At 64.4% G+C, this 12,768-nt stretch carries 4 protein-coding genes and 1 tRNA gene; 1 reads left to right on the top strand and 4 read right to left on the bottom strand.

Going from position 1 to position 12,768, the window contains the following annotated elements; genetic code table 11:
• Nucleotides 1-68 precede the first annotated feature (68 nt).
• The 3 genes from K426_RS17620 to rpoB all read right to left on the bottom strand — a co-directional run bounded on the left by K426_RS17620 (nucleotide 69) and on the right by rpoB (nucleotide 8,878).
• Nucleotides 69-142: transfer RNA gene (locus tag K426_RS17620), tRNA-Gln, on the bottom strand.
• Between the two features lie 236 nt (nucleotides 143-378).
• The gene (rpoC, locus tag K426_RS17615) at nucleotides 379-4,635 is read right to left on the bottom strand and encodes a DNA-directed RNA polymerase subunit beta' (protein ID WP_066559877.1); all 4,257 of its coding nucleotides are present in this window, start codon (nucleotides 4,633-4,635) and stop codon (nucleotides 379-381) included.
• A 79-nt stretch (nucleotides 4,636-4,714) separates the two neighbouring features.
• Nucleotides 4,715-8,878, bottom strand: a complete 4,164-nt coding sequence (rpoB, locus tag K426_RS17610) for a DNA-directed RNA polymerase subunit beta (RefSeq protein ID WP_066559874.1) — start codon at nucleotides 8,876-8,878, stop codon at nucleotides 4,715-4,717.
• A gap of 419 nt (nucleotides 8,879-9,297) precedes the next feature.
• Here rpoB and K426_RS17605 point away from each other — a divergent pair, with 419 nt between their 5' ends.
• Nucleotides 9,298-11,598 carry a TonB-dependent receptor gene (locus tag K426_RS17605; protein ID WP_082748680.1) on the top strand — a complete coding sequence of 767 codons (2,301 nt, stop codon included), beginning with the start codon at nucleotides 9,298-9,300 and terminating at the stop codon, nucleotides 11,596-11,598.
• Here the strand turns inward: K426_RS17605 and K426_RS17600 are convergent.
• Entirely contained in the window at nucleotides 11,578-12,714 is a 1,137-nt protein-coding gene (locus K426_RS17600; protein WP_237229830.1) for an MFS transporter, read from the bottom strand. The genes K426_RS17605 and K426_RS17600 overlap by 21 nt on opposite strands.
• Between the last annotated feature and the right edge of the window lie 54 nt (nucleotides 12,715-12,768).

The following is a 12,768-nucleotide window of genomic DNA, read 5'->3' as shown; positions in this document are numbered from 1 at the left end:
CCGGGCTTGCCTAGAGAATCCCGGCGCAGCGCGTTTCGCCGGCGATGCGCGCTTTTCGAGGAAAAGTCTGGATGCCCGACAAGGATTCGAACCTTGATTGACGGAGTCAGAGTCCGCTCTCTTACCATTAGAGGATCGGGCATCAGGGTGGGCCAGTGGCTCACCGGAGAGGCGCAAATAGGCGGCGATTCCGGATTGGTCAAGAGGGTTTGCGACAGGCTTGCCGGACAATTTCATGGCTTGCCGGGCGCCACCCCAAAAGAAAACCCGCCGGACAGGCTGTCGCTTCCGGCGGGCTCTTCATCGACCCCTTATAGGGTACGAAGGGCTGGGAGCCGCTTCCCGAGATAGGAAGCGACTCCCTGATTTTCAAAGCACTTATTCCATGTCCTCGGTGGTGAAATCCTCACCCTGAACAGCAGCCAGCGGATCGTCTCCGATGGCGGCTTCCGGACCCTGGGCCAGTTCGGCGGCATGCTCTTGCGCGGCCGTCTTGGGCGCGATCAGGTCGACCTGGCTCGACGCCCGCAGCGCGGCCCGCATCGCCGCATCACGCGACGAGGCGGCGACGCGCATGCGGTTCATGCCGGCGCCGGTACCCGCCGGGATGAGGCGGCCGACGATGACGTTTTCCTTGAGGCCCACCAGCGTGTCCTTCTTGCCCTGAACCGCCGCTTCGGTGAGGACGCGGGTGGTTTCCTGGAAGGACGCCGCCGAGATGAAGGAACGCGTCTGGAGCGAGGCCTTGGTGATGCCGAGCAGCACCGGCTTGCCCGCGGCGGGCGCGAAGCCCGGCTGGAGCTTGCTGTTGATCTCGTCCATTTCCTCGCGGTCGATCTGCTCGCCCACCAGCAAAGTGGTGTCGCCGGACTCGATGATCTCGACCTTTTGCAGCATCTGGCGAACGATCGTCTCGATGTGCTTGTCGTTGATCTTCACGCCCTGCAAGCGATAGACTTCCTGGATTTCCGCGACCAGATATTCGGCCAGCGGCTCGATGCCGAGCACTTCCAGAATGTCGTGCGGGTCGGGCGAACCGCCGATCAGGTTGTCGCCGCGCTTCACGAAGTCGCCTTCCTGAACGTCGATCACCTTGCTCTTGGGGATCAGATATTCGACCGGCTCGCCGCCATCCTCGGGATTGATGGCGATCTTGCGCTTCGCCTTGTAATCCTTGAGGAACTGAACGCGGCCCGACACCTTGGCAATGATCGCATTGTCCTTGGGCTTGCGGGCTTCGAACAGTTCGGCGACGCGCGGCAGACCGCCGGTGATGTCGCGGGTCTTGGCCGCTTCGCGGCTGACACGCGCCAGCACGTCACCGGCCTGCACCTGCGCACCGTCATCGACCGACAGGGTCGCGCCGACCGCCAGCATGTAGCGGGCGGCTTCGCCCGAGCCGTCGTCCAGCAGGGTCAGGCGCGGGCGCAGATCCTCCTTGGTACGGGCGGCACCGCGATGCTCCGTCACCACGCGTTGCGCGATGCCGGTGGCTTCGTCGGTCTGTTCGGCCAGCGTCTTGCCGTCGATCAGGTCGACATATTTCACGATACCCGGCTTTTCGGTGATCACCGGCATGGTGAACGGATCCCACTCGGCAAAGCGTTCGCCCTTCGCCACGGGGTCACCGTCGGCAATGAGGACGGTGGCGCCGTAAGGCAGGCGGTGGGTTTCGCGTTCGCGACCTTCGCTATCGATGATCGCGATCTCGCCGTTACGGGCGAGCGACAGGCGACGGCCATTCTTGTCCATGATGGTCGGCATGTCGCGCAGCTCGATCGTGCCGTCCGACATGGCTTCCAGGTTCGACGTTTCGTTGAAGTTCGCCGCGCCGCCGATGTGGAAGGTACGCATGGTCAGCTGCGTGCCCGGTTCACCGATGGACTGCGCCGCGATGACGCCGACCGCTTCACCGATATTGACCGGCGTACCACGGGCGAGGTCACGGCCGTAGCACTTGCCGCAGACGCCCATCTTGCTTTCGCAGATCAGCGGGCTGCGGATCTTCACGGCCTGCGTGCCGATGGCCTCGATTTGCGCCACCAGCGCTTCGTCGAGCAGCGTGCCGATCGGCACGATGACGGTGCCGTCCTTGCTGTCGACGATATCCTGCGCCGTGGTGCGGCCCAGGATGCGCTCGCCAAGCGAGGCGATGACCGAACCGCCCTGGACGATGGCTTTCATCTCCAGCGCCTTTTCGGTGCCGCAATCTTCCTCGACGATGGTGCAATCCTGCGACACGTCGACCAGACGGCGGGTCAGGTAACCCGAGTTCGCCGTCTTGAGCGCGGTGTCGGCAAGCCCTTTTCGAGCACCATGGGTGGAGTTGAAATATTCAAGGACGGTCAGGCCTTCCTTGAAGTTCGAGATGATCGGCGTTTCGATGATTTCGCCCGACGGCTTGGCCATCAGGCCGCGCATACCGGCAAGCTGCTTCATCTGGGCCTGCGAACCACGGGCACCGGAGTGCGCCATCATGTAGATCGAGTTGATCTGGGCCATGCGGCCGGTCGCCGGATCCTTGGGCTGGGCGCGAATCTCGTCCATCATGGCGTTCGCCACCACGTCGCCGCAACGGCTCCAGGCGTCGATCACCTTGTTGTACTTTTCCTGCTGAGTGATCAGGCCGTCCTGATATTGCTGCTCGTAATCAGCCACCAGCGCCTTGGTTTCGGCGACGGTGCCTTCCTTCGAGTCCGGGATCACCATGTCGTCCTTGCCGAACGAAATGCCGGCCTGGAACGCGTGGCGGAAGCCCAGCGCCATGATGGCGTCGGCGAACAGCACCGTGTCCTTCTGGCCGGTGTGGCGATAGACCTGATCGATGACGTCCCCGATTTCCTTCTTGGTGAGAAGGCGGTTGACGACGTCGAAGGGCACCTTGTGGCTCTTGGGCAGACATTCGCCCAGCAGCATGCGGCCCGGCGTCGTTTCGAAGCGCTTCATATACTGATTGCCGGCTTCGTCGGTCTGCGGCACGCGGCTGGTGATCTTCGAGTGCAGCGTCACGGCCTTGGCATAGAGAGCCTGATGGACCTCCTGCATGTCGGACAGCAGCATGCCTTCGCCCGGCTCGCCTTCACGTTCCATGGACAGGTAATAGATACCCAGAACCATGTCCTGCGAGGGGACGATGATCGGCTTGCCGTTCGCGGGGCTGAGGATGTTGTTGGTCGACATCATCAGCACGCGGGCTTCCAACTGGGCTTCCAGCGAGAGCGGCACGTGGACGGCCATCTGGTCACCGTCGAAGTCGGCGTTGAAGGCCGAGCAGACCAGCGGGTGAAGCTGGATCGCCTTGCCCTCGATCAGCACGGGTTCGAACGCCTGGATGCCGAGGCGGTGGAGCGTCGGCGCGCGGTTCAGCATGACCGGGTGCTCGCGGATCACTTCGTCCAGGATGTCCCAGACCTCCTTGCGCTCCTTTTCGACCCATTTCTTCGCCTGCTTCAGGGTCATGGAGAGACCCTTGGCGTCGAGGCGGGCGTAGATGAAGGGCTTGAACAGTTCGAGCGCCATCTTCTTGGGCAGGCCGCACTGGTGCAGCTTGAGTTCCGGGCCGGTCACGATGACCGAACGGCCGGAATAGTCGACGCGCTTGCCGAGCAGGTTCTGACGGAAGCGGCCCTGCTTGCCCTTGAGCATGTCGGACAGCGACTTGAGCGGACGCTTGTTGGCGCCGGTGATGACGCGGCCGCGGCGGCCATTGTCGAACAGGGCGTCGACGGCTTCCTGCAACATGCGCTTTTCGTTGCGGACGATGATGTCCGGCGCGCGCAGCTCCATCAGCCGCTTCAGGCGGTTGTTGCGGTTGATCACGCGGCGATAGAGGTCGTTAAGGTCCGACGTCGCGAAGCGGCCACCGTCCAGCGGCACCAGCGGGCGCAGTTCCGGCGGGATGACTGGAACGACGTCCAGGATCATCCATTCGGGACGGTTGCCCGATTCCAGGAAGCTCTCGACGACCTTCAGCCGCTTGATGATCTTCTTGGGCTTGAGTTCCGACTTGGTGACGGCCAGTTCGTCCAGCAGCGCCTGCTTCTCGCCCTCAAGGTCGAGGTCCATCAGCATCTGCTTGACCGCTTCCGCGCCGATCCCGGCGGAGAAGGCGTCCTCGCCATATTCGTCCTGCGCGTCCAGCAGTTCGTCTTCGGTCAGAAGCTGGAACTTTTCGAGCGGGGTCAGGCCCGGCTCGGTGACGATGTATGATTCGAAATACAGCACCCGCTCAAGCTGCTTCAACTGCATGTCGAGCAGCAGGCCGATGCGCGAGGGCAGCGACTTCAGGAACCAGATGTGCGCGACCGGGGCGGCCAGTTCGATATGGCCCATGCGCTCGCGGCGGACCTTCGACACGGTCACTTCCACGCCGCACTTTTCGCAGACGATGCCCTTGTACTTCATGCGCTTATACTTGCCGCACAGGCATTCATAATCCTTGATCGGACCGAAGATGCGCGCGCAGAACAAGCCGTCACGCTCGGGCTTGAACGTGCGGTAGTTGATGGTTTCCGGCTTCTTGATCTCACCGAAGGACCAGCTGCGGATGCGTTCCGGGGAGGCGAGGCCGATCTGGATCTGGTCGAAGGTTTCCGGCTTCTGGACCGGATTGGCGAAATTGGTCAGTTCGTTCATATTTCATGTCCCTCTAGAGGGTAAAATTTCCGGGTGAAGAAGGGGAGGGGCGCCGCCGACAGGCAGCGCCCGACAACCCTTACTCCGCCGCCTGCGCGAAGCCGTCGTCATCCTCGACCTCGTCCATCGCGGCGAGTTCGACGTTGAGGCCCAGCGAGCGCATTTCCTTGACCAGCACGTTGAAGCTTTCGGGGATGCCGGCTTCGAACGTGTCGTCGCCCTTGACGATCGCCTCGTAGACCTTGGTACGGCCGACCACATCATCCGACTTCACCGTCAGCATTTCCTGCAAGGTATAGGCGGCGCCATAGGCCTGGAGCGCCCACACCTCCATTTCACCGAAGCGCTGGCCACCGAACTGCGCCTTACCGCCCAGCGGCTGCTGGGTGACGAGGCTGTAGGGGCCGATGGAACGGGCGTGGATCTTGTCGTCGACCAGATGGTGCAGCTTGAGCATATAGATGATGCCAACGGTCACCTTGCGGTCGAACCGGTCGCCAGTGCGGCCATCGTACAGGTCCGACTGACCCGATGTATGCAGCCCCGCCAGCTCCAGCATCGCCGACACGTCGGCTTCGCGGGCGCCGTCGAACACCGGGGTCGCCATCGGCACGCCTCGTGCAAGATGCTCGGCAAGGTCGACGATCTGTTCCGCAGTGCGGCCGTTGATCTGATCGGCATAATGCTCGCCATAGGTTTCCAGCAGGCGGGTCTTGACCGCATCCGGCATCTCACCGGCCTGCGCGTTCGGATTGGCTTCCCGCCAGTCCTCCAGCGCATGCTTGAGCTGCTGGCCCAGACCGCGCGCGGCCCAGCCCAGATGCGTTTCGAAAATCTGCCCGACGTTCATGCGCGACGGCACGCCCAGCGGGTTCAGCACGATGTCGACATGGGTGCCGTCTTCGAGGAACGGCATGTCCTCGATCGGCAGGATGCGCGAGATGACGCCCTTGTTGCCGTGACGGCCGGCCATCTTGTCGCCCGGCTGGAGCTTGCGCTTCACCGCGACGAACACCTTGACCATCTTGAGCACGCCCGGCGGCAGCTCGTCGCCGCGCTGCAGCTTGTCGACGCGGTCCTCGAACTTCTCGACGATCAGCTTCACCGCTTCGTCATACTGTGCCTTGACGGCTTCGATGCCGGCCTGACGGGTGTCGTCCGCAACCGCGAACTTCCACCATTCATGACGCTCGACTTCGCCCAGCAGGGCTTCGTCGATCTCGACGCCCTTGCGCACGCCCTTGGGCGCGGCCGTGGCGGTCTGACCGAGCAGCATTTCCTGCAAGCGGTTGAAGGTCGCGCGGTTGAGGATGGCGCGCTCGTCCTCGCGGTCCTTGGCGAGACGGTCGATTTCCTCCCGCTCGATCGCCATGGCGCGTTCGTCCTTGTCGATGCCGTGGCGGTTGAAGACGCGCACTTCCACGACGGTCCCGGCGACGCCCGGCGGCAGACGCAGCGAGGTGTCGCGCACGTCGCTCGCCTTTTCACCGAAGATGGCGCGGAGCAGCTTTTCTTCCGGGGTCATTGGCGATTCACCTTTGGGGGTGATCTTGCCGACCAGGATATCGCCCGGCTCCACTTCGGCGCCGATATAGACGATGCCCGCCTCGTCGAGGTTGCGTAGCGCTTCCTCACCGACATTCGGGATGTCGCGGGTGATGTCTTCCGGCCCCAGCTTGGTGTCGCGGGCCATGACCTCGAACTCCTCGATATGGATCGAGGTGAAGACGTCATCCTTCACGATCCGTTCGGAGATCAGGATGGAGTCTTCGTAGTTGTAGCCGTTCCACGGCATGAACGCGACCAGCGTGTTGCGGCCCAGCGCCAGCTCGCCGAACTCGGTCGACGGGCCGTCGGCGATCACGTCGCCGGCTTCGATCAGGTCGCCCACCTTCACCAGCGGACGCTGGTTGATGCAGGTGTCCTGGTTCGAACGCTGGAACTTCTGGAGCGTGTAGATGTCGACGCCCGACTGGCCCGGCGCGATGTCGCCGGTGGCGCGGATGACGATACGGGTCGCGTCGACCTGATCGACGATGCCCGCCCGCTTGGCGGCGATGGCCGCGCCGGAATCGCGAGCCACGGTGCCTTCCATGCCGGTGCCGACGAACGGCGCTTCGGCACTCACCAGCGGCACGGCCTGACGCTGCATGTTCGATCCCATGAGCGCGCGGTTGGCGTCGTCATTTTCCAGGAACGGAATGAGCGAAGCCGCGACCGAGACGAGCTGCTTGGGGCTGACGTCCATCAGGGTGATATGGTCTTTGGGCGCCATCAGGAATTCGCCCGCTTCACGCGCCGAAATCAGGTCTTCGGCCAGCGTGCCGTCGACGTTCAGTTCGGCGTTCGCCTGTGCGATGGTGTGCTTGGCCTCTTCCATCGCGGACAGATAGACGACCTCATTGGTCACCTTGCCGTCGATCACCTTGCGATAAGGCGTCTCGATGAAGCCATATTTATTCACGCGGCTGAAGGTCGCGAGCGAATTGATCAGACCGATGTTCGGGCCTTCCGGCGTTTCGATCGGGCAGATACGGCCATAATGGGTCGGGTGAACGTCGCGGACTTCGAAGCCTGCGCGTTCACGGGTCAGACCGCCCGGCCCAAGCGCCGACACGCGGCGCTTGTGGGTGACTTCCGACAGCGGGTTGGTCTGGTCCATGAACTGCGAAAGCTGCGAGGAGCCGAAGAATTCACGCACCGCGGCCACGGCGGGCTTGGCGTTGATGAGGTCGTTCGGCATCACGGTCGACACGTCGACGCTGCTCATGCGCTCCTTGACGGCGCGCTCCATGCGCAGCAGGCCGACGCGATACTGGTTTTCCAGCAGTTCGCCCACCGAACGGACGCGGCGGTTGCCGAGATTGTCGATATCGTCGATCTCGCCCTTGCCGTCCTTGAGGTTCACCAGTTCCTTGACCACGGCGAGGATGTCCTCGACGCGCAGGGTGGTGACGGTGTCCTCGGCATCGAGGTCGAGGCGCATGTTGAGCTTCACGCGGCCAACGGCGGACAGGTCATAGCGTTCCGGATCGAAGAATAGACCGGCGAAGAGGGCTTCGGCGGTTTCCTTCGTCGGCGGTTCGCCGGGGCGCATGACGCGATAAATGTCGGACAGCGCCTGGTCGCGTTCCTCGGCCTTGTCGGCCTTGAGCGTGTTGCGGATCCACGGACCGGTGGTGACATGGTCGATGTCGAGCAGTTCGAGACGGTCGATGCCCGCCTTGTCGAGCTTTTCGAGATTTTCGGGCGACACTTCGTCACCGGCCTCAATGTAGATCTCGCCGGTCGTCTCGTTGATGAGGTCATAGGCGCTGTAGCGGCCATAGACTTCCTCGGTCGGGATCAACAGCGTCTCAAGCCCGTCCTTCTCCGCCTTGTTGGCGGCGCGGGGCGAAATCTTGTGACCGGCGGCGAACACCACTTCGCCCGACTTGGCGTCGACGATGTCGAAAGCCGGCTTCTGGCCGCGCCATGCTTCGGCGAGATAGGGGATCTGCCAGCCGCCTTCGCCACGGACGAAGACCACCTTGTTGTAGAAATAGCCGAGCATGTCCTCGGGCGTCAGGCCCAGCGCATAGAGCAGCGCGGTGACCGGCAGCTTGCGCTTGCGGTCGATACGGACGTTGACGATGTCCTTGGCGTCGAACTCGAAGTCGAGCCACGAACCACGGTACGGGATCACGCGAGCGGCAAACAGATATTTGCCCGACGAATGGGTCTTGCCCCGGTCATGGTCGAACAGCACGCCCGGCGAGCGGTGCATCTGCGACACGATGACGCGCTCGGTTCCGTTGACGATGAAGGTGCCGTTGCCGGTCATGAGCGGCATGTCGCCCATGTAGACGTCCTGCTCCTTGATATCGAGCACGGAGCGGGTTTCGGTGTCCTGATCCACCTCGAACACGATCAGGCGCAGGGTGACGCGCATCGGCGCCGCATAGGTGATGCCGCGCTGACGACATTCCTCGACATCATATTTCGGGTCTTCGAGTTCGTAGTGAACGAAGTCCATCTCTGCGGTGCCCGCGAAATCGCGGATCGGGAAGACCGAGCGCAGGGTCTTTTCCAGGCCCGACACATAGCCGATGGCCGGGTTCGAACGGAGAAATTGCTCATAGCTCTCCCGCTGAACTTCGATCAGGTTCGGCATCTGCACCACTTCGTGGATGTCACCGAACACCTTCCTGATGCGCTTCTTCGCGCCGGTATTGCTGATCGTGGGGAGAGCTTTGGTCGCCATTGCGTATCCTGCCTGTTGCCTAAGCGTGTTATTCGTCGCATTTTTTCGCATCGCAGCGAAAATTCAGCCTGGCCTGTCGATTTCGGGGGTGATTCGCCCCTCTATCGTCACGCAAAAAAGTGCGGGCCGGGACTGTCCGATCCGCACTGTCAGCGTCTGGTGACCCGCCGTTTTCGCCCAATCCCGCCGGTTTCGTGCGCTAAACGAAGCCGGTCCCCGGGCGATCCGGGGGACGGTTCCCGCCTTGCCCGAAGGCGCGGCACGAACCGAATTTGAACGACCCATATAGGCGCCGCACCTTCCTTTGTGAAGGGGGCAGCTTGCCTGATCCAGTTTAGTTGCCGCTTTGGGGCGTTGCTGTAGAGAGATGGAATGATTCTCTCGGTCATTCAATCCCTTCCGCCGATGGCGCGCCTTGCGTGAAGGGGTGGGCGCGTCTGTGCTGCGCGTCTGTGCTGGCGATCGCTGCGCCTGCTTTCGGCCAGGAAGAGGATGAAGCCTATGGCCAATTGGCGGGCCAACGGATCGTCATCGTCACCGCGCGCCGGGTTCCCGAAGCGCAGGACAAGGTGCCGATCAGCCTTGTCCGCCTCGACCGGAACGATCTGGAACGGCGGGGCATCGACGCGCTGGCCGATCTGGCGGGGGCGGTGCCCAATCTGACCATGCCGACGGTCGGCGCCTTCGGGGCGCGGCAGCCGATCATTCGCGGGGTCTTTTCGCCCATCGGGGCGTCCACCGTCGGCCTCTATGTTGACGATGTGCCGGTGCAGATCCGTTCGCTGGAGGTAGCGGGCAATCCTGACCTGCGCCGTTTCGACCTGGAGCGGGTGGAGGTGTTGCGCGGACCGCAGGGGACGCTGTTCGGCGCCGATTCCATGGGCGGCACCATCCGCACCCTGACCCGTCAGCCGCAACTGGAGGGCATGGACGCGCAGATCAGCGGCGAGGCGGCGGCGGTCAGGGGCGGCGGCCTCACCCGCGAGATGCAGGCGGCGTTGGGCAGCGCCATCCTGCCGGGCCGGATCGGTGCGCGGGTCAGCGCCTATTATCGGCGCGATGCCGGCGTCATCGACCGGTTCGACCCCGCTTCCGGCGCGCTTTTGACGAAGAATGTCGATCATGGCGCGGCGCTGGGCCTGCGCCTGGCGGTCAAGGCGGCCCCGAGCGAGCGTCTGGAACTGACGCCGTCGCTTTTCTACCAGAGGACGGAGCGAGGCGACCTGCCTTTCCACGAAAGCACCCTTGGCCGATTCCGCCAGTCCGCAACCCTGCGCCAGCCCGGCCGCGACCGCTTCCTGCTGCCCAGCCTGACCGCCCGGCTGGATCTGGGTGGGGCCACGCTGACCAGCGTCACCGCTTGGCTGGATCGCCGGAACCGCCAGATCGTCGATTATTCCGGCTTCTTTGGCGAGATCGTGCTGGGCGGCGCCGTGCCCGGCATCCGTACGCCGGGCGGCAGCTATAGCCGCACCACCGTCGGCCAGCGCAATTTCACGCAGGAAGTGCGGCTCGCTTCCGGCGCGGAGGGGGCGGTCCGCTGGTTGATCGGGGGCTTTTACGGCCGGTCGCGGATCGTCATGGAGCAGCGCGTGGTCGAACCGGGGATCGCTGATCTCGCGCAATCGCAGCTCGGCCTGTCGATCGAGGAGATTTTCGGCCTGCCGTTGCTGCCCGGCGGCCAGAGCTATCATAGCCGTCAACAGATTGGCGAGCGCACGCTGGCCGCTTTCGGGCAGGCGAGCTGGGCGCTGGCACCCCGCTGGGAGGTGACGGCGGGGCTGCGCGTGTCGCATAATCCGCTGAGCTTCCGCCTGATGTCCGAGGGGCCGTTCGCAGGCGGGAGCAACGCCGTCGGCCCCCGCCGCCAGAGCGGCACGCCCGTCATCCCGCATGCCAGCCTGTCCTGGCGTCCGGCGGACGACAGCCTGGTCTATCTGAGCGCGGGTAAGGGCTTTCGCAGCGGTGGCACCAATGGGGCGGTTCCGGCGGCGAGTTGCGCCGCCGATCTGTCCGCCATGGGACGCATCGCCGCGCCGGACAGCTATGATTCGGACTCCCTCTGGAGCTTTGAGGCAGGGGTGAAGGCTGGATTTCCGGCGCAGGGATTTCATCTGTCGCTGGCCGCCTTCCGCATCGATTGGGAACGCATCCAGCAATCGGTCTCCTTGCCCAATTGCGGCTTTTCCTATGTCGACAATCTGGGCACGGCGCGCAACCGGGGCGTCGAGCTGGCGGTGCAGGCCGAGCCGTTGCGTGCGCTGAAGCTCGACTTTTCGCTGGGCTTTGTCGATGCGCGCTTTCGCCGCGATGTCGGGCTTGCCGGAGCGGGTAGCATCGTTGCCGCCGGGGATCGTGTTCCTTATGTGCCGCGCTGGTCGGGGACGCTGGCGGCGGAATATGGCTTCGTGCTGCCAGGCCGGGTGGACGGCTTCATCCGGTCCGAATGGCGGCATGCGGGCCGCTATCGCCGCGCGCCTTCGCCCCGGTCGGTCGCTTATGATCCCCGTGTCTATGCGGGGGAGGGGAGCGATCTGCTGTTCCTGCGCGTGGGGCTTGGCCGGGATGGCTGGCGGTTGTCCGCCTTTGCCGACAATCTGCTGGACAGCCGGGCGGTTCTCTACCGCAATGCGGAACTGGTGCCGGTCACCGGATCGCCGCTGCGCGAAATGGCGCAGCGCCCGCGCACCATCGGCCTGTCAGCCAGCATCGGCCTTTGACGGGCGCACCAGCGCGATGACCGGGGCGGCTATCAGCGCGAGTGCGGCATAGACCAATATAGGCAAGCCATAGCCGCCGCCCGCCGCCCGCATCTGGTCGGTCAAGAGCGGCGCCAGCGCGCCGACCAGGCTGATGATCGCGGTATTGAGGCCAAGCAGCCTGGGGAACGCCTCCGCCTCCACCACATCGGCCAGCAGCATCGATCCCGACTGGCCGGGCAGCGCGCTCGCGACGCCCCAGATCAGGACGAACAGGCAGACCCCGGCCATATCCAGGGCGCGAACCCCCATCAGCGCCATCGTCCCCATCGCCAGCAGCAGGGCCGTCGCGATCAGGCTGCGCCCCGCGCCGAGCCGGTCGGCCAGCATACCGCCCATCAACAGCGCGGGCAGACCCAGCAGATTGGCGCTGCTATAGGCAAGCACTGCGCTGGATTGCGTCAGTCCCTGCGCCATCAGGCTGTCCACCGTCGCGAACAGCACGCCGTTGATCGCGAGCTGCAACAGGGTCATCGCCAGGACGATGCGGCAGAAATTCGCGCTGCGCAGCGCGGCTCTGGTCGCGTCCGGACCGGCCGTCGGCTGGCCGCTGTCGATCCGGCCGCCGGGCACCATCAGGACCAGCGGCGGGCAGGCCAGCGCCATGACCGCCGCGCAGAGCAGCATGGCCGTGCGCCACGACCAGATCGCCATGGCCGCCCCGACAAAAGGCGGCACGAGCGCGCCCGCCACGACCGCCGCGCCCAGAAAGATCGCCAGCGCCATGCCCCGCCGCGCCAAATGATGCCGGGTGATGACGGCGATGCCGGGCACGATGGTCGATGCGCCGACGCCTAGGCCCGTCAAGGCCATGGCGGCTGTCAGGGCCAGCCGGTCCTGCGCCATGGCGGCAAGCTCATATCCGGCGGCGCTGAGCGCGATGCCGATCAGCAGGACCGACCGGGCGCCCACCTTCCCCAGCGCCCAGCCGACCGCCAGGCTGGCAAGGCTCATCGCCAGCAAGAAGGCGGTGGCTGCGCCGCCCGCCTGACCCCCGAAATCGACCGCGAGGGCAGGCAGAAACACGCCCAGCGACATCAGCGTGCAGCCCTGGATCGGTAGGGTGATCGCAGACAATGCGCCGACTGGAAGCCAGGCGTTTTGCGCCTCACTATCCGCAGAAACCGGGGG

This window comes from Sphingobium sp. TKS, assembly GCF_001563265.1.
In the GTDB taxonomy this organism is placed as follows: domain Bacteria; phylum Pseudomonadota; class Alphaproteobacteria; order Sphingomonadales; family Sphingomonadaceae; genus Sphingobium.
This window is presented reverse-complemented; position numbering and strand designations above follow the sequence as displayed.

Coding starts and splice junctions, on each gene's coding strand:
- rpoC (WP_066559877.1), bottom strand. CDS start 4,635: ATGAACGAACTGACCAATTTCGCCAATCCGGTCCAGAAGCCGGAAACC.
- rpoB (WP_066559874.1), bottom strand. CDS start 8,878: ATGGCGACCAAAGCTCTCCCCACGATCAGCAATACCGGCGCGAAGAAG.